21 protein-coding genes are annotated in these 22,213 nt (G+C 69.1%); 10 read left to right on the top strand and 11 right to left on the bottom strand.

Features of this window, described 5'->3' with window-relative positions; translation table 11 throughout:
• Nucleotides 1–45: 45 nt before the first annotated feature.
• A complete protein-coding gene (locus ACYVLV_RS15080; protein WP_460811205.1) occupies nt 46–1,722 on the top strand; it encodes a GMC oxidoreductase in 1,677 nt (558 codons plus the stop codon).
• 7 nt (nt 1,723–1,729) lie between these two features.
• On the opposite strand, the gene ACYVLV_RS15075 is transcribed toward ACYVLV_RS15080, so the two are convergent.
• From ACYVLV_RS15075 to ACYVLV_RS15050, 6 genes are read right to left on the bottom strand one after another with little or no spacing between them, the layout of a single operon-like run.
• Complete coding sequence (locus tag ACYVLV_RS15075; protein WP_460811204.1) at nt 1,730–2,389, bottom strand: PaaI family thioesterase; 660 nt, start codon at nt 2,387–2,389, stop codon at nt 1,730–1,732.
• Nucleotides 2,386–2,778, bottom strand: a complete 393-nt coding sequence (locus ACYVLV_RS15070; protein WP_460811203.1) for a carboxymuconolactone decarboxylase family protein — start codon at nt 2,776–2,778, stop codon at nt 2,386–2,388. Before ACYVLV_RS15070 ends, ACYVLV_RS15075 begins: the two co-directional genes overlap by 4 nt.
• Entirely contained in the window at nt 2,778–3,758 is a 981-nt protein-coding gene (locus ACYVLV_RS15065; protein WP_460812212.1) for an NAD(P)-dependent oxidoreductase, read from the bottom strand. The genes ACYVLV_RS15070 and ACYVLV_RS15065 overlap by 1 nt, the downstream gene beginning before the upstream one ends.
• A complete protein-coding gene (locus tag ACYVLV_RS15060; RefSeq protein WP_460811202.1) occupies nt 3,641–5,140 on the bottom strand; it encodes an aldehyde dehydrogenase in 1,500 nt (499 codons plus the stop codon). Before ACYVLV_RS15060 ends, ACYVLV_RS15065 begins: the two co-directional genes overlap by 118 nt.
• Before the next feature lie 4 nt (nt 5,141–5,144).
• Nucleotides 5,145–6,425: a cytochrome P450 gene (locus tag ACYVLV_RS15055; protein ID WP_460811201.1), complete on the bottom strand. Its 1,281-nt coding sequence runs from the start codon at nt 6,423–6,425 to the stop codon at nt 5,145–5,147.
• On the bottom strand, nt 6,422–7,003 hold the full coding sequence (locus ACYVLV_RS15050) for a TetR/AcrR family transcriptional regulator (protein ID WP_460811200.1): 582 nt from the start codon (nt 7,001–7,003) through the stop codon (nt 6,422–6,424). Before ACYVLV_RS15050 ends, ACYVLV_RS15055 begins: the two co-directional genes overlap by 4 nt.
• Before the next feature lie 91 nt (nt 7,004–7,094).
• Here ACYVLV_RS15050 and ACYVLV_RS15045 point away from each other — a divergent pair, with 91 nt between their 5' ends.
• The gene (locus tag ACYVLV_RS15045; RefSeq protein ID WP_460811198.1) at nt 7,095–7,589 is read left to right on the top strand and encodes a DUF427 domain-containing protein; all 495 of its coding nucleotides are present in this window, start codon (nt 7,095–7,097) and stop codon (nt 7,587–7,589) included.
• Between the two features lie 9 nt (nt 7,590–7,598).
• Here the strand turns inward: ACYVLV_RS15045 and ACYVLV_RS15040 are convergent, their stop codons facing one another.
• On the bottom strand, nt 7,599–7,934 hold the full coding sequence (locus tag ACYVLV_RS15040) for an antibiotic biosynthesis monooxygenase family protein (protein WP_460811196.1): 336 nt from the start codon (nt 7,932–7,934) through the stop codon (nt 7,599–7,601).
• A 73-nt stretch (nt 7,935–8,007) separates the two neighbouring features.
• On the opposite strand from ACYVLV_RS15040, the gene ACYVLV_RS15035 reads away from it, so the two are divergent.
• The 3 genes from ACYVLV_RS15035 to ACYVLV_RS15025 all read left to right on the top strand — a co-directional run bounded on the left by ACYVLV_RS15035 (nt 8,008) and on the right by ACYVLV_RS15025 (nt 11,247).
• Nucleotides 8,008–9,996 (top strand): M3 family metallopeptidase, encoded by a 1,989-nt coding sequence (locus ACYVLV_RS15035; RefSeq protein WP_460811194.1) that lies wholly within the window; start codon nt 8,008–8,010, stop codon nt 9,994–9,996.
• A complete protein-coding gene (locus ACYVLV_RS15030) occupies nt 9,993–10,541 on the top strand; it encodes a DinB family protein (RefSeq protein WP_460811192.1) in 549 nt (182 codons plus the stop codon). The genes ACYVLV_RS15035 and ACYVLV_RS15030 overlap by 4 nt, the downstream gene beginning before the upstream one ends.
• 61 nt (nt 10,542–10,602) lie before the next feature.
• Entirely contained in the window at nt 10,603–11,247 is a 645-nt protein-coding gene (locus ACYVLV_RS15025) for a hypothetical protein (protein ID WP_460811190.1), read from the top strand.
• A gap of 156 nt (nt 11,248–11,403) precedes the next feature.
• Here ACYVLV_RS15025 and ACYVLV_RS15020 read toward each other — a convergent pair whose 3' ends face one another.
• From ACYVLV_RS15020 to ACYVLV_RS15010, 3 genes are all read right to left on the bottom strand, one after another.
• Complete coding sequence (locus ACYVLV_RS15020; protein WP_460811189.1) at nt 11,404–11,976, bottom strand: YceI family protein; 573 nt, start codon at nt 11,974–11,976, stop codon at nt 11,404–11,406.
• Nucleotides 11,977–12,134: 158 nt separating this feature from the next.
• Complete coding sequence (locus ACYVLV_RS15015; RefSeq protein WP_460812210.1) at nt 12,135–13,295, bottom strand: acyl-CoA dehydrogenase family protein; 1,161 nt, start codon at nt 13,293–13,295, stop codon at nt 12,135–12,137.
• Nucleotides 13,296–13,376: 81 nt separating this feature from the next.
• A complete protein-coding gene (locus ACYVLV_RS15010; protein ID WP_460811187.1) occupies nt 13,377–13,553 on the bottom strand; it encodes a hypothetical protein in 177 nt (58 codons plus the stop codon).
• Nucleotides 13,554–13,805: 252 nt separating this feature from the next.
• Here ACYVLV_RS15010 and ACYVLV_RS15005 point away from each other — a divergent pair, with 252 nt between their 5' ends.
• From ACYVLV_RS15005 to ACYVLV_RS14985, 5 genes are all read left to right on the top strand, one after another.
• Complete coding sequence (locus ACYVLV_RS15005; protein ID WP_460811185.1) at nt 13,806–15,686, top strand: DEAD/DEAH box helicase; 1,881 nt, start codon at nt 13,806–13,808, stop codon at nt 15,684–15,686.
• A gap of 169 nt (nt 15,687–15,855) precedes the next feature.
• Complete coding sequence (locus ACYVLV_RS15000) at nt 15,856–17,838, top strand: penicillin-binding transpeptidase domain-containing protein (RefSeq protein ID WP_460811183.1); 1,983 nt, start codon at nt 15,856–15,858, stop codon at nt 17,836–17,838.
• A 193-nt stretch (nt 17,839–18,031) separates the two neighbouring features.
• Nucleotides 18,032–19,489, top strand: a complete 1,458-nt coding sequence (locus ACYVLV_RS14995) for an NAD-dependent succinate-semialdehyde dehydrogenase (protein WP_460811180.1) — start codon at nt 18,032–18,034, stop codon at nt 19,487–19,489.
• Between the two features lie 39 nt (nt 19,490–19,528).
• The gene (locus ACYVLV_RS14990) at nt 19,529–20,524 is read left to right on the top strand and encodes a hypothetical protein (protein WP_460811176.1); all 996 of its coding nucleotides are present in this window, start codon (nt 19,529–19,531) and stop codon (nt 20,522–20,524) included.
• 108 nt (nt 20,525–20,632) lie between these two features.
• Nucleotides 20,633–21,004: a DUF1499 domain-containing protein gene (locus tag ACYVLV_RS14985; RefSeq protein WP_460811174.1), complete on the top strand. Its 372-nt coding sequence runs from the start codon at nt 20,633–20,635 to the stop codon at nt 21,002–21,004.
• Between the two features lie 30 nt (nt 21,005–21,034).
• Here the strand turns inward: ACYVLV_RS14985 and ACYVLV_RS14980 are convergent, their stop codons facing one another.
• Nucleotides 21,035–22,099, bottom strand: a complete 1,065-nt coding sequence (locus tag ACYVLV_RS14980) for a LuxR C-terminal-related transcriptional regulator (protein WP_460811172.1) — start codon at nt 22,097–22,099, stop codon at nt 21,035–21,037.
• Between the last annotated feature and the right edge of the window lie 114 nt (nt 22,100–22,213).

The raw sequence follows: 22,213 nt of genomic DNA, 5'->3' as shown, positions 1-22,213 counted from the left end.
CGATTCACGCTAGTCCTCCCGAACCTTCCCGGCTAGCGTCTCGCCATGGCCCCTCACTACGACGTGCTCGTCGTCGGATCCGGATTCGGTGGCAGCGTCACGGCGCTGCGGTTGAGCGAGAAGGGATACCGGGTCGGGATCCTCGAGGCCGGGCGACGCTGGGCCGACGAGGACTTCGAGACCCAGACCTCCCAGGACATGTTGTGGGCGCCCCGCCTGGGCATGTTCGGACCGATGCGGATGAGCATGCTCGGGGAGATCTCGCTGTTCAGCGCGGTCGGGGTCGGGGGTGGTTCTCTGATCTACGCCAACACGCTCTACGAACCCCACGACGCCTTCTTCACCGACCCCTCGTGGGGACACATCACCGACTGGCGCTCGGAGTTGGCGACGTACTACGACCAGGCGCGCCGGATGCTCGGGGTGACCACGAACCCACGGTTGTGGCCGGTCGACGATCTGCTGCGCGAGGTCGCTGCGGACCTGGGCGTCGAGGACACCTTCCAGGCCACTGACGTCGGGGTGTTGTTCGACGAGAACGAACCCGGTCGCGACATCCCCGACCCGTTCTTCGGCGGAGCCGGTCCTGTCCGCAAGGCGTGTGTTCACTGCGCGCGCTGCACGTCGGGCTGCCCCTTCAACGCCAAGAACACCCTGCCGAAGAACTATCTCTACCTGGCTGAACAGGCCGGAGCCGAGGTGCACGCGCTGACCGAGGTCACCGACGTCCGGCCCCGTCCCGAAGGTGGGTACGCCGTCCGCACCCGACGGCCGGGCCGCGGCAAGCAGGACGCGGGGACCTTCACCGCCGACCAGGTCGTCTTCGCGGCGGCCGCCCGCGGAACCCAGCAGCTACTGCACCAACTGCGTGCGAACGGGTCGCTGCCCGACCTCTCTCCGCGCCTGGGCGAACTGGCCCGCTCGAACTCCGAATCGATCGTCAACGTGCTGGCCCGCGAGCCCCAGGGCTTCGCCCAGGGTGTAGCGATCACCTCCTCCTTCCACCCCGAGCCGCACACCCACGTCGAGTTGGTCCGCTCCAACGAGATGCAGGACAAGGCCGCCGCGATGAACGTCCCGCTGGTCGACGGCGGACCCGGACGGGTGCGCCGCTTCATCGTGGAGCAGGTCCGCGGCCCCGGAGCCTTCCTGCGCACCCGGCGCCTGAAGAACTCCTCCTCCCGCACGGTGAGCCTGCTGGTGATGCAGTCGTTGGACAACTCCCTCACCTCCTACCTGCGACGCGGCAAACTGCGCACCCGGGTGGGTGGCGGCACCCCGAACCCGTCGTGGATTCCGCTGGCCCACGACGTCGTACGACGGTTGGCGGCGAAGGTCGACGGCGACGCGACCTCACTGGCCAGCGACCTGGTGGGCACCCCTGCCACCGCTCACTACGTCGGGGGCGCCGTCATCGGAGACAGTGCCGACTCGGGGGTCGTCGACCCCTATCACCGGGTGTACGCCTACCCCGGGTTGCACATCATCGACGGGTCGACCATCGGGGCGAACCTGGGCGTCAATCCCTCGCTGACCATCACCGCTATGGCAGAACGGGCGGTCGCGCTGTGGCCGAACCGGGGCGATGAGGATCCTCGGCCAGCCATCGGGGCGGCCTACGTACGTCTCGACCCGGTGGCGCCGGGGTCACCCGCCGTTCCGGCCGAGGCCCCAGCGGCCCTGGTGTGGCTGGGCGTGCCCGAGCGCCCCGGCCCGGTCTGAGCCGGAATTACTCCTCGACCGCCCACCGCGGCACGATGAACAGACCCTCGGCCTCCACAGCAGCACCGTCCACTCCACCGATCTCGGCGGTCACCGTGACCTTCCGTCCGGTGTCGGAGACGACACGTCCGGCGAGCCACACCTCACCGAGGGGAAGCGGCCGGGTGTAGCGCAGCGTGAGGGTGCCGGTCATCGTCAGTTTCTTCATCGCGGAGGCGGTGACCCCCATCAGATGGTCGAGCAGCAGTGCACTCACCCCGCCGTGCACCAGGGTGGGGGGTCCCTCGTAGGCGGGACTCAGGGTCAGCCGTGCCGAGGTCGTCCCGTCCTGGTGTCGCTCCACCACCATCGGCGGGGCGATGGCGTTGCGCTGGCCGACGACCGCGTTGCCCCACTGCCAACTGCGTCCGGTGGCGTTGTACTGAACCCCGGCCGGCCCCGGACGCGTCCGATCGCGCAGGATCTCGGCGGCCGCCCGCAGATGCTCACGAGCCCGGGCGACCTCCTCGTCACCGACCTCGGAACGGATCGTGAGGTCGACCAGTTCACGGACGTCCTCGGTCAGCGGCACGTAGAGGTCGTAGATCGCGTCCACGTCGGCGTCGCTGAGGTCGGAGAGTTGGAAGAGGCCGCCGTACGCCGGTCGCCCCTGCTCGGGCGTCGTCACCGGGTTGCCCCGCCAGCGGCGCGCTTCGCCTTCGCGAGGGTGTCCTCGACGATCGAGTTCAAGCGGGCGCCCTGGGGCCAACCGGCGTAGTGGCTGAGGAAGATCACGATCTCGCGCAGTTCTTCCTCAGTGAGTTCCCCGTTGGCGTACGCCGCCGGAATCTGCAGACCCAGCACGTCCGCGGCACCCTGCCCGGCGAGCAGGCCGATCAACAGCAAACGGCGGTCGCGGTCGGTCAATCCCGGACGGGTCCAGATGTCGGCGAAGAGGTGGTCGGCGGTGTAGGCGAAGAAGTCGCCGGCGCCGTCGGTCAGGTCGAAGCCGTAGATCGCCTCCATCTTCTCCAGGCCTCGGCGGCGGGTCTCGGGAAGGTCGTCGAACTGACCCATCACTGCTCCTTCGTTGGTGGTGCATCGGTGGTCGGAGGCAACCCCAGCCCGGGCCCCAGTCGGGCGAGGGCGAGTTCGGCCAGCGGCACCTCGACCCCCAGCCGGTCGGCCAGATCGGTCGCGAAGCGCAGGTCCTTCTCGCCCAGGTCGCGCACGTGGGAGAACACCCCGAACCAGAAGTCGTCGGGGTCGAGCGGAGCGGTGGTCTCCCGGTGCATGATCGCTCCGGGGCCGCCGGTGATCGCGTCGGTATGACGCACCACGTCGCCCAGGACTTTCAGGTCGAGCCCGGCGGCCTCGGCCAACCGCTGGGCCTCGGTGGCGGCGGTGAAGGCGACGAAGTGCATCAGGTTGCGGGCCAGCTTCATGGCCGTGCCGGATCCGATCGGGCCGACGTGCAGCACCTGGGAGCCCATCGCCTGGAGGGCCGGACGGGCCGCAGTGAACCCCGCCTCGGAACCGCCGACGAGGATCGCCAGCGAACCGTCGGCCGCCCCCATCGCACCACCGGAGACCGGAGCGTCCACGAGGAGTACGCCGCGCTCGGCCGCGATGAGCTCCAACTCTCGCGGCGTCTCCGGGGCGACGGTCGAATGCACCGCGATGACCAGCCCGGGACGGGATGAGGCGAGGGCCCGGTCCAGGACCTCGCGCACCTGGTCGTCGTCTCGGACCATCACACACAGCACGTCGACCGCCGCGGCGAGTTCGCCGACCGAGTCGGCCATGGTGGCGCCAGCCGCCTGGAGGGCGACCAGGGGTTCGGGCGCGACGTCGTACACCGACAGATCGATCCCCTGTGCGACCAGACGCAGCGCCATCGGTCGACCGATGGCGCCGAGCCCCACGAAACCGACGCGCATCAGGCGGGCTCCGCGATGGTCTTGGTCTCGAGGTACTCCTCGAAGCCGGCCACCCCCATCTCGCGCCCGATCCCCGACTGCTTGTAACCGCCGAAGGGTGCGTCGGGGCTGAACCAGACCCCGCCGTTGACCGAGAGCGTGCCGGCGCGGATCCGGGCCGCCACCGCCTTCGCCCGCTCCAGGGATCCGGAGTCGACCGACCCCGAGAGCCCGTACGCCGAGTCGTTGGCGATCCGCACCGCGTCGTCGTCACCGTCGTGAGCGATCACCACGAGCACGGGACCGAAGATCTCCTCCTGCGCGACGCGTGAGGTGTTGTCGAGTCCGGCGACGACGGTGGGTTGCACCCAGAAGCCCTCCCGCTCGATGATCGCGCCACCGGTGGCGAAGGTGCCGCCCTCCTCGACCGCGAGCCGCAGGTAGGCCTCGACCCGGTCGCGCTGGACCCGCGAGATCACCGGCCCACACACGGAGCCCGGATCGCTGGGATCCCGAGCCCCGATGGACTCCATGGTCGCGGCGGCCACCTGCACCGCCCGGTCGTACTCCGCCCGGGGGACGACCAGCCGGGTGGTGATCGCGCATCCCTGGCCGGCGTGGATGCAGGCGGCGAACGCGGCAGCGCCGGCCACCGCGCTCACATCGGAGTCGTCGAGGGCGATCGCAGCGGACTTGCCGCCGAGCTCGAGGAAGACCCGCTTCAGGGTTGACGCAGCGGCGGCCATGAGCGCCTTGCCCACCTCGGTGGAGCCGGTGAAGGACACCATGTCGATGCGCGGATCGGTCGACAGCCCCGAGGCCACCTCGTTGGAGCGTGGGGTCACGATGTTCAGCACCCCGGCGGGGAGATCGGTGTGCTCGGCGACCAGACGACCCAGCTCGCAGGCGACCCAGGGGGTCTCCGGGGCCGGCTTCAGCACCACCGTGCAGCCGGCGGCCAACGCAGGGCCGATCTTGGCGAGATTGATCTGGGTCGGGACGTTCCACGGGGTGATGGCCGCGACCACCCCGACCGGTTCGCGGCGTACGGTCCGGCGCGAAGGGATCCCCATCGGCTCGGCGACCCCCAGGTCGGTCTCGAAGTCGTACGCCGCGGCGAGGTCCGTGACCCACGCGAGACCCTCGACAGGGACGTCGAAACCGGCGGCGGCCATCAGCACCGCAGGCATCCCGACCTCCGCGCGGGTCAGCGCCCGGAACTCCTCGGCGTGGTCGATCAGAGCCCGGTGCAGTTGCCGCAGGCAGCGCACCCGCAGGTCGACATTCACCGACCAGTCGGTCTCGTCGAAGGCCCGTCGGGCGGCCGTCACAGCGGCGTCGACGTCCGCGGCCGTGCCGTCCGGAGCTCGGCCGATCTCACGCCCGGTGGCCGGGTCGATGATCGGGTAGGAACCGCCGTCGGAGGCGTCGACGAGCCTTCCGTCGATCAGCTGCTTCGCGGCGGGGGTCGCGAGGTCGGCTGGGTCGGTCGGGCTGACGGGGCTGGTCGGACCGGTCACCGGATCAGCGTCGCTTCACGGACGTCACGGGCACCGAGGCGAAACCACGGACGCTGACCGAATGGACCCGGAGACAGTCCTCGTGGGCCACGTCGATCGAGCGGACCCGGTTGACCAGTTCGCGCAACGCGATCCGGGCCTCGAGGCGGGCCAGGTTGGCGCCGAGGCAGAAGTGTCGGCCGCCGCCGAAGCTGACCATCTGCGCCAACTCCGATGCCGGGCGGTGGATATCGAAGACGTCGGGGCGGTCGAAGACCCGTTCGTCGCGGTTGGCCGACCCCAGGGCCAGCGCCAGTTTGGCGCCGGCCGGAGCGACCCTGCCGTGGAGCGCTACGTCCTGCAGGAGGTGTCGGGCCAGGACCTGGGTGGAGGTGTCGTAACGCAACGTCTCCTCGATCCAGGGCTCGACCAGTCCACCTACACCCGCGGGACCGGGGGCGGCAAAGACGTCGGCGTACTGCTCCTCGTGGCGGGTCAGGTGGAACAACGCGTGACCCAGCAGCTTCGTGGTGGTCTCGTTGCCCGCCACGACCATCAGGAAGAGGAACGCGATGATCTCCTCGTCGGTCAGCCGGTCCCCTGCTCCTGCCACGTTGATGGCTCCGTCGTCGGTGTCCATCCGGGCCGCGATCAGGGCGCTGGTCAGGTCCTCGGTCGGTCGCCGGCGTCGCTGGGCGACCATGTCGGCGTAGTAGACGACCAGCTCGAGCGCCGCGCTGACACCGGCGGCGGGTACGTCGTGGACACCGTCCTCGCGGTGCACGACCAGGTCAGCCAGGCGGCGTACCTCGTCACGATCGGCCACCGGAACCCCCATCAGTTGGGAGATGACGTCCATCGGGAGTTTGCTGGCGAAGTCGGTGATCCAGTCGAACCCCTGCCCGCTCTCGGCGAGGTCCAGGCATCGGGTGAGGTACCGATCGGTCAACTGTTCGATCTGCGGAGCGAGTTCGGTGACGCGACGGGGGGTGAAACCCTTCGAGACCAGGGAACGCAACCGCTGCTGCTGATCGCCGTCCATCCCGAGGAAGGACATCATCTTCGGGGCGTGCGGACCCCAGGCGCTGGGCTCGAGGGAGACGCCCATGGCGTTGGAGTAGACGTCCTCGGTGCGGAAGGCCCGGTGGACGTCCTCGTGGCGGGTCAACACCCAGAAGTCGTGGGTCTCGTTGTGGTGCAGCGGTTCCTCGGCCCGGCAGCGCGTGTAGACCGGGTAGGGGTCCTCCTGGAAGCCGTAGTCGAAGGGGTCGAAGGCAATGGGCTCGACGGCGTCGGCGTGGCTCACAGGTCGTGTCCTTTCAGGATGACGGCAACCACGGCTTGGAGTTGGTCGGCCATCTCGGCATAGGTCATCAGCCCCATCCCGCCCTGGAGCAGTGCTCCGAAGAAGGCCAGGGTGACGGCTTCGAGGAGGTGCGGATCGGCGTCGGGTCCCAGCGCGGAGTGGAAGCGGCTCACGAACTCGTGACCGATCTTCACCCGTAGGCGCTCTACGTCGGGGTCGGTCCCGAGCAGCGCCGGGGTCACGGCCGCGGCGAGGTGTGGGGCCTGTGCGAGCCGCTCGACCAGCCGCCGGGTCACCCGTTGGAGTCGCTCGACCGGGTCCGCCGTGGTCGGTTCCACCGGCGGGTCCTCGACCAAGAATCGCCAGAACAGCTCGGCGAACAGATGGTTCTTCGAGGCCAGATAGGTGTACGCCGTGGCGGGGGAGACCCCCGCCCGGGTGGCGACCGATCGGACCGTGAGCGCCTCGTGCCCCACCGCACCGAGTTCGGCGAGACCGGCGACCATCAACCGCTCGACGGTCTCGGCCTGGCGGGCGTTGAGGCTCTGGCGGGAAGAACTGGACACTTGACTGGACACCTGTTCAGAATGCCTGGAATCGACGCTTCTGTCCAGCGGTCGTGCGGTCGCCCGGGATCGCCGAGTTGGAGGTCGCCGGTTGACTTGGCCCATGAGGATCAAGCCAGTGAAGCCCGGCCCCGGCCAGGAGTCCGCGTGGGACTACCCGCGACCGCCGGCCCTGGACACCAGCAACGAGTCGATCGTGATCGAGCTGGGCGGGATGGTCATCGCCCGGTCCACAACGAGTTGGCGGGTGCTGGAGACCAGCCACCCCCCGACGTACTACCTCCCGCGCGAGGCGTTCGTCGAGGGCGTCCTGCGCCCCATGAACGGAGCGACCTGGTGTGAGTGGAAGGGGAAGGCCTCCTACTACGACCTCGTCGCCGGCGACACCGTGGTGGCGGCCGGGGCCTGGAACTACCCCGAGCCGACGGCGCGCTTCGCCGCCCTGAGCGACGCGATCTCCCTGATGCCCGCCACCGTGGACCGGATCACCATCAACGACGAGGTGGTGACCCCCCAGGAGGGCACGTTCTACGGCGGTTGGATCACCAGTCGGGTGGTCGGACCCTTCAAGGGAGCCCCCGGCACCGGGCACTGGTGAGAGTCGGACCTACGCCGGGTCGTCGGTGGCGCGGGTGAAGGCGCTGGCGTACGACGTCGTACCCACCGCGATCGAGTAGGTCTCGTAGAACTCCTCGATGCCCCGCCGCTGGGCTGATCGGTGCCGCGGGTGTTCGCGCCACCCCGCGTGGGCTGCGGGATCGGCGAACGTCACCACCGTGGCTCGCTCCCCGTCCTCGGCGACGAAGGTCTTGGTCTCCACGAACCCCGGCATCGACCGGGCCAGCTCGGCGACCACCGCGAGTTCGTCGGCGTACTGCGAGGTCGACTCCGGGCGAAGTCGGTTGCGGAAGACGGTGACGACCTGACCGACGCGGGGCTCCATGGAACGATTCTGCATGAGAGGTGGCGAGGGTGGGCTCGACCACCGAGAACCACCCTGGCCGTACCGTTGCGCTGTGACTCTCGAACCCCTCTCGCTGCCCGCCGACGACCACGCCGAGACCTGGGTCAGGGACCGTGCCGAGCACGGCCTGGCCGCCGCCCGCCGTCTGGCCGACGACTTGCGCAGCGGACCCGCTCGCGACGCTGCGGCGACGCTGAAGGAGTGGGACGAGCTGAACCTGCAGCTCGGCAATGTCGCCGCGATGGGCTCCCTGCTCTCCAACGTCCACCCGGGCGAGGCCGTGCGCACCCTGGCCGAGTCGGTCGAGCAGGACGTCAGCCGGATGGCCACCGAGCTCGGTCTCGACCGTGCCCTCTACGACGCCTTCGCCGCCCTGGACGGAAGCGACCTCGATCCGACCGCCCAGCGGTACCTCACCAAGGTCCTGGCCGACTTCACCCGCGCCGGCGTCGACCGGGACGAGGAGACGCGCGCCCGGATCACCTGGATCAACGAACGCCTCACGCAGCTGGACCAGGAGTTCTCGCGCAACATCCGTGACGACACCCGATCGATCCGGGTCACCCCCGAGCAGCTGAAGGGCCTCCCTGCGGACTGGCTCGAGGCGCACCCCGCCGACGACGAGGGCCTGGTCACCGTGACCACGGAGTACCCCGACGCCCTGCCCACCCGGATGTACGCCGAGGACGCCGGCGTCCGTCGCGAGATCGCCGTGGCCTCCCTCTCGGTGGGGTGGCCGCAGAACGACACGCTCCTCAAGGAACTCTTCGCGCTGCGCCACGAACTCGCCACGCTGGTCGGGTACGCCGACTGGGCGTCCTACGACGCCGACGTGAAGATGATCGACTCGGGTCCGGCCATCCCGGAGTTCATCGACCGGATCGCCGCGGTGGCGCGTCCGGCGATGGAGCGCGACCGCGCCGTACTCCTCGAGCGCCTGCAGCGCGACGTCCCCGAGGCGCAGGGGTTGGAATCTCCCGACTCGATGTTCTACACCGAGATCGTCCGTCGCGAACAGTTCGAGGTCGACTCCCAGCAGGTGCGGACCTACTTCGACTTCCCCAAGGTGCGTCAGGGTCTCCTCGACGTCACCGCGCGGCTCTTCGGGCTGCGCTACGAGCCGGTCGTCGACGCCACGGTGTGGCACGAGGACGTCACCGTCTACGACGTGTACGACGCGCGCACCGGTGTCGGGGCTGGTGTCGAAGGCGGGACCGACCAGGCCAGCTTCGGTCGCATCTATCTCGACCTGCACCCGCGAAAGAACAAGTTCAACCACGCCGCCCAGTTCACGCTGACCGACGGGGTCGCGGACCGGCAACTGCCCGAAGGGGTGCTGGTGTGCAACTTCTCCCGGACCCTGATGGAGCACGACCACGTGGTGACGCTGTTCCACGAGTTCGGACACCTGGTGCACCACGTCCTGGCCGGTCGCGGGGAGTGGGCGCGGTTCGCCGGCGTCTCCACCGAGTGGGACTTCGTCGAGGCGCCGAGCCAACTGCTCGAGGAGTGGGCCTGGGACGCCGACGTGCTGGCGTCCTTCGCCACCAACGCCGCGGGCGAGCCGATCCCGGCCGACCTGGTCACCGCGATGGTGCGCGGGGACGACTTCGGCAAGGGCATCCAGGCCAGCTCGCAGATGTTCTACGCCGCGATGTCCTACTGGTTCCACACCGAACGACCCGAGGACCTGACCGCGCGGACCCGCGAACTCCAGGAGCGCTACGCCCCGTACCCCTACCTGGACGGCACCCATATGTTCGCCAGCTTCGGTCACCTCGGCGGCTACTCCTCGGCGTACTACACCTACATGTGGTCGCTGGTCATCGCCAAGGACTTGTTCAGCGCGTTCGACGGCATCGACCTGGCCGCAGCCGGGGCCCCCGACGGCCCCGACGGAGCCGCAGGCACCGGGGTCGCGGGTCGCTACCGCGACGCGATCCTGGCTCCCGGTGGCAGCAAGGACGCCGCGGACCTGGTCGAGGACTTCCTGGGGCGCCCGTTCACCTTCGACGCCTACGCCGAATGGCTCGCCCGATGAGCGACCTGTCGGCCGGGCCGCGGATCGCCATCCCCGACCTCCTGGCCGAGTTCGACACCGCGCGTGCCTACACCGAGTCGCTCTACGCGGACCTGAAGTCCGATGAGGTCTTCTGGCGTCCGCACGAGAACTCCAGCGCCATCGGTTGGCACCTGGGCCACCAGGCGGCCGTCACGCACTTCATGGTCCGCAACCTCACGGCCGCCGAGCCTTCGCTGGATCCCGAGCTCGACCGGCTGATGGACGCGGCCACCGCCGAGTCCGCCCGTGGCCAGTTGCCGGTGCTGGACCGGATCCGGGACTACCGGGCGGCCGCCGCCGATCGGCTCCACGTGCGGATGACCGACATCGTCGACGGACGTGTGGGTGCCCCGCAGCAGCTCTCCCACATCGCGGTGGGTCTGATCGTGGCGGTCACCAACCACGAGTACCAACACAGCCAGTGGATCGGGGAGGTCCGCAACCGGGACCTGGGCCACGCCCTTCCCGAACGACCCACCTCGGAGTTGATCTGTGAGATCGACGGCTACTTGATGGTCGGCTGACGGTCGGCTGACCCGACTGGTCCACGGCATGAAGTGCCGGGGTTCGGGGTACAGGCAGGGTATGACGACCTCGGCGCCTGCCCTCATGCGCGTGGTCGGGCGCTCGCGATTCCTGGGACAGATCGCCGGGGTCGGGTCGACGAGCGGGGTGCGCATCGTCGTCGGCAACTGGGCCGACAGCCCGCTGGGCTCGTTCGGCGACGCCATGGTCGAACTACCCGGCGGACATCGCATCCTGGTTGCCCCCTCCGGGGCGGTGGCCAACTTCATCGGGGCGACGTACCGCTTCGACGAGATCCGCGTCGAGCCGTTCGACCTGGTCGACGACGGGTCCACCTGGTCGATCCGTTCGGCCTCGCTGCACCTGGACTTCGAGGTGGGGCGTCGGACGTGGCTCGGCGCCCTGCTGCGGCTGGTCCCCCGGACCGTGGCCCACGCGCCCCGGTGGATCTCCCTGATCGACCTGATCGCGCGGCTGGTGTTGCGTGGGGTGCGGGTCGCGGGAGAGACCGTGAACGGCCGCAAGGAGTGGTACGGCGCGACCGACAACCGTGTGGTCACCTCGCTGGCGGGCACCTTCGACGGCCGCGACCTGGGTGCGCTCGCCCCGGTGGAACCCTCACCCCGGTTCGGGTTCTCCTCGACTCCGCCCCGACCGTCGGTGACCCGGATCTGCACCACGGTCGAGGTGCCGGCCGCGGGTTAGCCGAGCTTTCGGTCGATGGTGTGATCGGGCGCGGAAACCCTTCGCGAAGGACGGGTTTCGGCATGCCTCGATGATGACGCGCCACCGGCCCGGAAGCCGCGCAAGGTTCGCGACGATCCGGGCCGGGCGGTGTTGTCGGGGTCGATCAGGGGTCGATCAGGCGTTCGCGTTCGCGATCGCGGAGACGTCGAACTCGAGCTTGACCTTCTCGGAGACCAGCACACCGCCGGTCTCGAGTGCGGCGTTGAAGTTCAGGCCCCAGTCTGAGCGGTTGATGGTGGTGCCGCCCTCGAACCCGATCCGCATGTTGCCGAACGGGTCGCGCGCCGAACCGGTCTCCTCGAAGGGGATCTCGACGGACTTCGTGGTGCCCTTGATGGTCAGGTCGCCGGTGATGGTCCACTCCGAACCGTCGCGGGTCACCTCGGTGGAGACGAAGGTGATCTCGGGGTTCTCCTCGGCGCCGAAGAAGTCGGCGGACTGGAGGTGACCGTCGCGGTCGGCGTTGCCGGTGGTGATGCTGTCGGTCTTGATGGCCAGGCGCACCGAGGAGGCGGCGGGGTTCGCGGTGTCGACGGTGGCCTCACCGGTGAACTCGCCGAACTGTCCGCGGACCTTGGTCACCATGGCGTGGCGGGCGCTGAAGCCGAGGCGGGAGTGGGAGGGGTCGATCGTGTACTGGCCGGTGATGTCACTCAGGGCGGTGGTGCCCGTGTCGAACTCAGTCATGGTGGTGCTCCTTCGGGAGGTAGTTGGTTGTACTTACAACTAACTCAAGCAAGGCCCATCCCGATCTATTCCGCCCTCCCCCAATCTTCTGGTGAGTCGGCGCAACTTGACGCCGAAAAGGGCCCGAGTCGGCGCTAACTGCGTCAACACGCGCCGACTCAGCGGAAGGCGGAGGTCCCGGTGAGGGCCTGGCCGATGACGAGCTGGTGCACCTCGGCGGTGCCCTCGTAGGTCAGGACGGACTCCAGGTTGTTGGCGTGCCGCATCAACGGCCACTCCAGCGTGATCCCGGCGCCGCCCAGGATGGTGCGGCACTCGCGGGCGATCTTGATCGCCTCGCGGGTGTTGTTCAGCTTGCCGACGCTGATCGCAGGCGCTTCGAGCCGGCCCTCATCCTTCATCCGGCCCAGGTGCAGAGCCAGCAGCATGGCCTTGTTGAGCTCGACGCTCATGTCGGCCAACTTCGCCTGGGTGAGTTGGTACGCCGCGAGGGGCTTGTCGAAGATGTCGCGCTGTGCGGCGTACCGCAGGGTCGCCTCGAGGCAGTCGCGGGCGGCTCCGACGGAGCCGAAGATGATGCCGAAGCGGGCCTCGGTCAGGCACGACAGCGGGCCGGAGAGCCCGCGAGCCTCGGGCAACATCGCCGAAGCGGGGACCCGCACCTCGTCCAGGATGAGCTCTGAGGTCACCGAGGCGCGCAGCGACATCTTCTGCTTCACGTCGGCGGTGCTGAACCCGGGGGTGTCGGTGGGAACGATGAATCCGCGGATGCCTTCCTCGGCCCGCGCCCACACGATCGCGATATCGGCCACCGAGCCGTTGGTGATCCACATCTTGTTGCCGGTGAGGATCCAGTCGTCACCGTCGCGGACGGCCCGGGAGCGCATGCCGCCGGGGTTCGAGCCGAAGTCCGGTTCGGTCAGTCCGAAGCAACCGATCGCCTCGCCGGCCGCCATCTGCGGCAGCCACTCCTGCTTCTGCTCCTCCGAGCCGTGGGAGTAGATCGCCTGCATGGCCAGGGAGCCCTGGACCGAGGCGATCGACCGCAGCCCGGAGTCGCCGGCCTCCAACTCCAAGCACGCCAGCCCGTACGCCGTGGCGCTGGTCCCGGCGCAGCCGTAACCCTCGAGCTTCATCCCGAGCAGTCCGAGCTTGCCGAACTCCAGGGCCAGGTCCCGCACGGGCACCTTGCCCGCGTCGTACCAGCCGGCGATCTCGGGCTTGAGGCGATCCTCGACGTAGGAGCGCACCGTGTCCCGGATCGCCCGGTCCTCGTCGTTGATCAGCGCATCGGTGTCCAGCAGGGCCAGGGGAGACATGGAATCGGTCACCACGCCATTGTCACCCGTGGAGCCAACGCATCACAGGAATGACCCCGAGGAGGGGGTGTGTGCGGTGGTTCAGGCGGCAGCTACGACGGCGATAGGCGCGACAGCGGCGGCGACGGGGACCGCAGGTGCGGCACTCGGGTCGACCCAGCGCGCTTCGAGGCGTTGGCGGCCATTGTCGTCCTGAACGCTGACCCAGCGCATTTCGCAGGCGGTCTGCCCCTGCGAGGTCATCTGGCTGTAGGCCATGAGACATCTCCTGTTCATCTGCTGTTCACCAGACTAACACGGTCCCCAATTCGGGCGGTCAGATGTCCGAGAACCGCCCTTTTTGCCCCACCTGAGGGCCGGATCTGCGCCGCAGAGGGGGTTGTCGCACCCCGCGGGGTGCGGCCGCTTCGAGGAGACGGGCGACCGGAAGGTCCCACGCGCAGAAGACTGTGACGCAACCTTTTTTCCGTCGAATCGAGACGTGGGCCCTATTACCACTACCGTTGGCGAGTGAACAACGCAGAACCGGCCTCCGAGACCAGCCCAGCAACCGACCCCACTTCGCCGGGCGACGAGCCCACTCAGACCCCTCCAGCACCAGACGCTGGCCCGACCTTCGCCGACCTCGGCCTGGGTGACGCAGTCCTCAAGGCGCTGCGCGACGTCGGATACGAGTCCCCCTCGACGATCCAGGCGCAGACGATCCCGCCACTCCTCGCGGGTCACGACCTCGTCGGGCTGGCCCAGACCGGGACCGGCAAGACGGCCGCGTTCGCGCTGCCGATCCTCGACCAGCTCGACGTCAAGCAGAAGACCCCGCAGGCGCTCGTCCTGGCCCCGACCCGTGAGCTCGCGCTCCAGGTCTGTGAGGCCTTCGAGAAGTACGCCTCCCACTCCCGTGGCGTCAAGGTCCTGCCCGTCTACGGCGGCCAGGGCTACGGCGTCCAGCTCAGCGCGCTGCGCCGCGGTGTCCACGTGGTCGTCGGAACCCCCGGCCGGATCATGGACCACCTCGAGAAGGGCACGCTCGACCTGACCGAGCTGCGCTTCCTGGTGCTCGACGAGGCCGACGAGATGCTCAACATGGGCTTCGCCGAGGACGTCGAGACGATCCTGGCCGACACCCCGGACGACAAGCAGGTGGCCCTGTTCAGCGCCACGATGCCGGCCGCGATCCGGCGGTTGTCCAAGAAGTACCTCACCGACCCGGTCGAGATCACGGTCAGGAACAAGACCACGACGTCGGCGAACACCACCCAGCGCTACCTCATCTGCTCCTACCCGCAGAAGGTCGACGCGCTCACCCGCATCCTCGAGGTCGAGAACTTCGAGGGCATGATCGTCTTCGTCCGGACCAAGAACGAGACCGAGACCCTGGCCGAGAAGCTGCGCGCCCGCGGCTTCTCCGCGATGGCCATCAACGGTGACGTCGCGCAGAACCAGCGTGAGCGGACGGTCAACCAGCTCAAGTCGGGCAAGCTCGACATCCTGGTCGCCACCGACGTAGCCGCTCGCGGGCTCGACGTCGAGCGGATCAGCCACGTCATCAACTACGACATCCCCACCGACACCGAGTCCTACGTGCACCGCATCGGTCGCACGGGCCGCGCTGGCCGCAGTGGGGACGCGATCAGCTTCGTCACGCCGCGCGAGAAGTACCTGCTCAAGCACATCGAGAAGGCGACCCGTCAGCCGCTGACCCACATGCAGCTGCCCACGGTCGACGACGTGAACTCGACCCGACTGGCCCGCTTCGACGACCAGATCACCGAGGCGCTCTCGCACGCCCAGATCGGGTTCTTCCGTGACGTGGTCACCCACTACCTCGGCGAGCACGACGTCCCCGAGGTCGACGTGGCCGCCGCACTGGCGATCGTCCTGCAGGGCAAGCAGCCCCTGCTGCTCGAGCCGGAGCCGCAGCGCCCCGCCCGCAGCGAGCGCCCGCAGCGCGACCAGGACGACCGTCCGGGCCGCGGCAAGGACCGCCCCGAGCGCAGCGAGCGCTCCGGGAACTCCTCGCGAAGCAGCCGTGGCAGCCAGAGCAACGTCCCCATGGCGCCGTACCGGATCAGTGTCGGGAAGCGTCACAAGGTCGAGCCGCGCCAGATCGTTGGCGCCATCGCCAACGAGGGCGGCCTGTCCCGTGGGGACTTCGGTCACATCGCCATCCGCCCGGATCACTCGATCGTCGAACTCCCCGCGGATCTGTCGAGTGAGTCGTGGGAGAAGCTCAAGGGCACCCGCATCAGCGGCAAGTTGATCGAGTTGCAGAAGGACACCGGCCCGCCGGCGCGATCGGCCCGCAAGGAGTTCGGTTCCGACTCGGACTCCGACGGCCCGCCGAACCGATCCAAGAAGCCGCGGCACAAGAAGAACTTCTCCAACGACTGAGTCGACGCCCGGTTGCTGAACCGCCAGATCGCCGAGTGACACCTGACGCAGGATTCTCCAGCGCTGAACCCTGCAGGGTGTGTCACTCGGCGCTTTCGTGATGGTGATGCTGGCGCCCTGCACCGAGTCGTTCATCGAGGATGTCGGCTCCGGCTGATACACAAGGCGCATGTGGGAGAACCGTCGTCGCCGAGTGCGGCTTGCCGTGTGCGCGTCGAGCCTTGCCCTGCTCGCCAGCGCCTGTGATGCGATCACCCCGGGTCCCGACGGGCCCGAGCCGGAGCCCGCGGCCGAGGCGTTGGCCACGGCCCTCGCGGCCGGCGATCTCACGGGGTTGCCCCTGTCCGGCGCGACTGCCGACGAGGCCACGACGACCTACTCCGCGATCCTCGAGGGCATGGGCGAGATCCAGCCCGCCGTGACCGTCGCCCAGGTCGAGCGGCTGGAGGGCGCCGACCCCGAGCCCGACACCGCCACCGCCACCCTGACCTGGACCTGGCCGCTGGGTGAGGGCGGTGTCGATGGCGGGGCCACCGACGGAACCACAGACGGAACCACAGACAGGCCCACCGAGTGGACCTACGACGTCACCGCCGACCTGAGCCTCGAGCCCGGTGAGGGGCAGGAGTGGCAGATCGCCTGGGACGAGAGCCTCATCGAACCGTCCCTGGCCGGGTCCGCGGTCCTCGAGGTGAACACCTTCACGGGCAGCCGTGGCGACATCACCGGGGCGCGGGGGCTGGCCATCGTCACCAACCGTCCGGTGGTCCGCGTCGGGATCGACCGGACCCTGGTCGGCAAGGGGCGCGCGGTCCGTTCGGCCAGCGGGCTGGCTCAGTTGGTGGGGGTCGACGCGACGTCGTACGCCGACCGCGTGGAGGCGGCCGGCGACCAGGCCTTCGTGGAGGCCATCACCTTCCGGGCCGATGAGATCCCGCCGGCGGTGCGTGACAACTACGAGAAATACAAGGGCGCCCGGCTGATCGGCACCGACCAGCCCCTTGCACCCCGTAGGGGTTTCGCGGCCCCCATCCTCGGCAGCGTCGGCGAGGTGACGGCCGAGATGATCGAGGCCGAACCCGACCGGTTCGAGGTGGGCGACACCGCCGGGCTCTCGGGGCTTCAGGCCCGCTACGACGAGCAACTGCAAGGAGAATCGGGCGTCGCCGTCACGGCGGTCGGGTCGGACGGCAAGGAGCGGGAGGTCTTCCGATCCGAGGCGGTCGACGGCGAGCCCCTGGTCCTGACGATGGATCTCGATCTGCAGATCGAGGCCGAGCTGGCCCTGGCTGACGTCGGACCGGCCAGCGCATTGGTGGCGATCCAACCCAGCACCGGCAACATCCTGGCCGCCGCGAACGGACCCGGGACCGGTGGGATCAACCTGGCGACCTTCGGTCAGTTCGCACCGGGATCGACCTTCAAGTCCGTCAGTGCCCTGGCGCTGCTCCGCTCGGGGCTCGAACCGAGCAGTCAGGTGTCCTGCAGCCCCACGATCACGGTGGACGGCAAGTCCTTCAAGAACTATTCCGACTACCCCAGCAGTGGGATCGGCCGGATCCCGTTGCGCACGGCGGTCGCCAACTCCTGCAACACCGCCTTCATCGCCGAACGGGGTCGATTGAAGGACGGCGATCTGGCCGCGGCCGCAGCCTCCCTCGGGTTGGGGGTCGACCACGACCTCGGCTTCCCGGCCTTTTTCGGGTCGGTGGAGCCGGCGACCACCCAGACCGGTGCCGCGGCTGCTCTGATCGGTCAGGGCACCGTCCTGGCTTCCCCGATGGCGATGGCCACAGTCATGGCCTCGATCCAAGGGGGTTCCCTGGTGGTGCCCCGGCTGATCGAATCCGTGACCTCGCAGCCTCCGTCCGGGGTGGCGCCCCTGAAGCCCGCCGAGGCCGCGCAGGTCAAGGGTCTGTTGCGTGGCGTGGTGACCGATGGCAGTGGTCGGGGGCTGGCGGACATCCCGGGCCCGGACATCATCGCCAAGACCGGCACCGCTGAGTTCGCCGACGGCAACCAGATCCGCACCCACGCCTGGATGATGGCCGCTCAGGGTGACCTCGCGGTGGCCGCGTTCGTCCGGGTCGGCGACTCCGGGTCACAGACCGCCGGGCCGATCCTGGAGCGCTTCATGCGAGCAGCCCGTTGATGCTCGCCGTGCAGTCTGACCCCGGGTGGGTACCGTGCAAGAAATGGAGCGAGCCCCCCGCTGCATGGGGTCAGCGAGGGGCTCTGTCGTCTCCAAGGTGCTCCCTCCGAAGGACGACACGCAGAACTATACGTCTCACCTCCAATCACGTCACGGAAAATTTCTTGACCAACCAATTGATGGGCGATTACCAATGAGTGGACTGGACCGCATTCCGACCGAGAACCGCCAACTCTTCATCGGCGGTGCCTGGCGAGGCTCGTCGACCGGAGCGACCTTCGAGGTCATCGACCCGGCGGACGGGTCGGTCCTGGCCGAGGTGGCGGACGGCAGCACCGCGGACGCGGCCTCGGCCCTCGACGCAGCCGTCGCGGCCGGACCCGAGTGGGCGGCGACCCCGCCGCGGGAGCGTGGCGAGATCCTGCGCCGATGCTTCGAACGGGTCACCGAGCAGGCCGACGACTTCGCCGAGATCATGAGCCTGGAGATGGGCAAGACGATCGCGGAGGCCAAGGGCGAGGTCGGCTACGGCATCGAGTTCTTCCGCTGGTACGCCGAGGAGGCGGTGCGCATCCACGGCCGCTGGATGACGGCACCGGCCGGTGGCAGTCGTCTGTTGACCGTGAAGAAGCCGGTCGGCCCCTGTGCGTTCATCACCCCCTGGAACTTCCCGCTCGCGATGGGGACACGCAAAATCGGTCCGGCGATCGCGGCCGGGTGCACGATGGTCATGAAGCCCGCGGCCCAGACGCCTCTGACCATGCTGGCCCTCGCGGCCGCTCTAGCCGAGTCCGGCCTTCCCGACGGGGTCCTCAACGTCATCACGACGACCGACTCCAGCGGGTTCAGCACGACCCTGCAGGGCGACGACCGGCTGCGCAAGATCTCCTTCACCGGGTCGACCGGGGTGGGCAAGAAGCTCGTCGAGCAGTCCGCCCGGGGACTGCAGCGGGTCAGCATGGAGTTGGGCGGCAACGCCCCGTTCCTGGTCTTCGGCGACGCCGACGTCGACGCGGCCGTCGAGGGCGCGATGGTCGCCAAGATGCGCAACATGGGGGAGGCCTGCACCTCGGCCAACCGGTTCCTGGTCCACACCTCGGTGGCCGAGGAGTTCGCTGAGAAGCTCGCGGCGAAGATGTCCGCCCTGACGATCGGTCGCGGCCAGGACGACGGCGTCGACGTCGGACCGCTGATCACCCCCGAGGCCGTCGAGTCGGTCAGTGAGTTGGTCGCCTCCGCCGTCGAGTCGGGAGCCCGGATCGTCTGCGGCGGTTCCGCCCCGGAGGGTGCCGGGTACTTCTACGAGCCGACCGTGTTGGTCGACGTCCCCGCCGACGCGCGGGTCAACTACGAGGAGATCTTCGGACCCGTCGCCCCGATCAGCACCTTCACAGAGGAGGCCGACGCGATCCGTCGCGCCAACGACACCGAGTACGGCCTGGCCTCCTACGCCTACACCCGCGACATCGCCCGGGTCATCCGGCTGGCCGAGTCCCTGGACTACGGCATGGTCGGGATGAACACCGGTCTGGTTTCCAACCCGGCCGCCCCGTTCGGGGGGATGAAGGCCAGCGGCTTCGGTCGCGAGGGCGGATTCGAGGGGATCGAGGAGTACCTCGAGACGACGTACGTCGCGCTTCCCGCCGACTGACCGGGAACCGACCCTCCACCCTCGTGCCACGATGAACTGATGCGGACGAGGGTGGGGGCACTGGCGGTGGGTTGTGTCCTGGTGCTGGCGGGGTGTGGCTCCGAGGCAGGTGAGAAGGCGGGGGAGAACGGGGACGTGGGCCCGGTCTCCCCGGCCCCGGTCACCGGGCTCGCCTCGAGCGACCCGACCCCGCAAGGGACGACGAAGAAGCCGGGGCTCAGCCGGACCGAGCGGGAACAGGCCCGGCTCCAGGCCGAGGCGGAGGCCCAGGCGCAAGCCCAGGCCCAAGATCAGGGGGAGGGATCGGGAGCCGATCCGGTTCTGGGCGCCGACATGAGTTGGCCACAGTGCCCCAAGGGACTCGGCCTCCCCGAGAAGCGCACCTTGGGTGCGCCGTTGCCCATCGACGCGGCGCAATACATCGTCGTCGGGCTCACCAACGGTCCCGGCTTCGTGGTCAACCCGTGCCTGGCCGAGCAGGTCGACTACGTGCGGCAACGCGGCAAGCAGATCGCGGCGTACGCCGTGTCCAGCTTCCCCGACAACGTCGCGCTCGCCACCTACGGAGATGACGGCCCCTTCGACGGGAGCACCCGGCTCGGGGCGTTGCGCAACACCGGCTACCAGCAGGCGGGCTACAACGTGGCCTCGATGAAGCGCACCGGATTCCTGAGCCCCGTGGTGTGGATCGACGTCGAGCCGGTGCCGGACTTCGCGTGGAGCAGCGATCGCGAGGCGAACGCGGCGGTCGTGGAGGGCGTGGCGCGTGGCTACACCGACGCGGGCTACCGGATCGGGGTCTACTCCACCGCCTACCTCTGGGAGCAGGTCGTGGGTGGGCTGCGACTGGGGATCCCGGAGTGGCGGGCGGCCGGGCAGACATCACGCGCCGAGGCCCTGAAGCGATGTGGGGAGGCCAGTCAGATTCAGGGCGGTCCGGCGGTCCTGGGTCAGTGGGTCGAGGACAACCGGGACATGAACGTCACCTGCCCAGGGATCGCCGGTCAGATGGAGCGTTGGTTCCACCAGTACTGACCGGCATCGGTCAATGCCCCATCCGATCCCCGATCGGCTACGGATGGTCCGTGTAGCCTGCCCGCGACGTCGCCGCCCACGCGCGACCGAACCCGAGAAGGATCCACCGTGCCTGCCAAGCGACTCTCCCCCTGCCCCGACGGCTCGCAGAAGTGCGTGTCGACCCTGGACACCCAGAAGTACTGCGCGATGGACCCGGTCCCGTTCACCGGTTCGGCGGCGGAGGCCAAGGCGGCGGTGCTCGCGGTGATCGCCGACCACTCCCGGACCTCGGTGACTGCCGATGAGGCGGATTACGTCCAGGCCGTCTTCAAGACCCGGGTGATCCGCTGGAAGGACACCGTCGAGTTCGAGATCGACGACGAGGACAAGGTCGTGCACTTCCGCTCCGAGTCGGTCCCCTACGCCGGATCCGACCTGGGTGCGAACCGGAAGCGGATGACCAAGGTGCGCGCCGAACTGGTCGGCAAGCTCGCCTGAGCAGCCTCTGCGAGGACGGGTCGGTTCCGCTCAGACGGTGGTGCCGAACAGCGGCGCCAAGCCCCTGCGGGAGCGGATGCCGAGTTTGCGGTAGACCCGCGACAGGTGCCACTCGACGCTCTTGACGCCGACGTCGAGTCGTTCGGCGATGACCCGGTTCGAGTGGCCGTGGGCGGCTAGTTCGGCGACCCGACGCTCGGCCTTGGTCAATCCCGACAACCGCTCGGACTCCACGGGGGCAGACGCCTCGTCGAGGCGATCCAGCACACGGCGTACCCGAGCGCGCAGCGGCCACAACTGCTCCCGGCCGGCGTACGCCTCCGCCTGCCGCAGGAGTTGGACCGTTTCGTTGTGGGTGCCGGGTTCGTTGCTCAGGGCCAGCATCTCGGCCAGGTCAGTGGCGATCTGGGCGGTCAGCCGCTCGGTTGTTGCCCCCTCCACGGCGGCCAACGCCTCGCGCAGCAGCGCCACCCGTCGACCACCGCTGTCGCAGGCGGCGACCGTGCGAAGAGCCAGGGCCAGGGCGGGCTTCGAACCGGACTCCACCACCAGGTCGAGGTGGTCGGCGGCCAACGCCGCTGCGCCGCCGGTCCTGGTGTGGAGAAGGGCCAGACTGGCGCCGGTGCGCCATGGGATGAGCATGGACATCCGGGCGTCGGAGCCGATGTGGGCACCGGCGGCGGCGAACAGATCCGCAGCCTGCTGCGGGTCGCCCAACGCGGCGGCCAGGGTTCCTTTGCCGTACAGCGCCAGGCCGGCCGCGGTCCCCGCGGTGTCGAGGTGTTCGGTGAGTTCGTCGCCGGCCGCCATGGCCTCGAGGAGGTCGCCGCGGGCGAGACGGCATTCGAGGATGACGGTCCGCACGGCGGCGCGGTGGATGTCGGTGGCGCTGGAGAAGGTGGGGAAGTCCCGGTCAGCCTCGGCGCGGGCCAGGGCCCGGCCGATCGCACCCCGCTGGAGCAGCGTGCGCAGCTCGCCGAGGGTGGCTACCGGGGCAGGAGCGCTCGCGTCCAGGTCCGGGTCGAGGTGGGTGTCCAGCGACCGCTCGGAGATGGTCGACGTATTCGTCGGCTGAGCGTTGGGTTCCCCGGGCATGGCACCAGATTAGGACGCAGGATGACCGATTGAGGGGGAATGGCGGAATTGCGCCGTGCGGGAGTTTCACCGGCCGGCCGGTGAAACTGGACCTTGGACGAGAAAGTTTCATCG

It is taken from the genome of Nocardioides salsibiostraticola (assembly GCF_054783655.1).
Note: the sequence above shows the minus strand (reverse complement) of the source record. Positions and strands in the feature narration are given on the sequence as shown.

Coding starts and splice junctions, on each gene's coding strand:
- ACYVLV_RS15080 (WP_460811205.1), top strand. CDS start 46: ATGGCCCCTCACTACGACGTGCTCGTCGTCGGATCCGGATTCGGTGGC.
- ACYVLV_RS15070 (WP_460811203.1), bottom strand. CDS start 2,778: ATGGGTCAGTTCGACGACCTTCCCGAGACCCGCCGCCGAGGCCTGGAG.
- ACYVLV_RS15045 (WP_460811198.1), top strand. CDS start 7,095: ATGAGGATCAAGCCAGTGAAGCCCGGCCCCGGCCAGGAGTCCGCGTGG.
- ACYVLV_RS15040 (WP_460811196.1), bottom strand. CDS start 7,934: ATGGAGCCCCGCGTCGGTCAGGTCGTCACCGTCTTCCGCAACCGACTT.
- ACYVLV_RS15030 (WP_460811192.1), top strand. CDS start 9,993: ATGAGCGACCTGTCGGCCGGGCCGCGGATCGCCATCCCCGACCTCCTG.
- ACYVLV_RS15025 (WP_460811190.1), top strand. CDS start 10,603: ATGACGACCTCGGCGCCTGCCCTCATGCGCGTGGTCGGGCGCTCGCGA.
- ACYVLV_RS15020 (WP_460811189.1), bottom strand. CDS start 11,976: ATGACTGAGTTCGACACGGGCACCACCGCCCTGAGTGACATCACCGGC.
- ACYVLV_RS15015 (WP_460812210.1), bottom strand. CDS start 13,295: ATGTCTCCCCTGGCCCTGCTGGACACCGATGCGCTGATCAACGACGAG.
- ACYVLV_RS15010 (WP_460811187.1), bottom strand. CDS start 13,553: ATGGCCTACAGCCAGATGACCTCGCAGGGGCAGACCGCCTGCGAAATG.
- ACYVLV_RS15000 (WP_460811183.1), top strand. CDS start 15,856: ATGTGGGAGAACCGTCGTCGCCGAGTGCGGCTTGCCGTGTGCGCGTCG.
- ACYVLV_RS14995 (WP_460811180.1), top strand. CDS start 18,032: ATGAGTGGACTGGACCGCATTCCGACCGAGAACCGCCAACTCTTCATC.
- ACYVLV_RS14990 (WP_460811176.1), top strand. CDS start 19,529: ATGCGGACGAGGGTGGGGGCACTGGCGGTGGGTTGTGTCCTGGTGCTG.
- ACYVLV_RS14980 (WP_460811172.1), bottom strand. CDS start 22,099: ATGCCCGGGGAACCCAACGCTCAGCCGACGAATACGTCGACCATCTCC.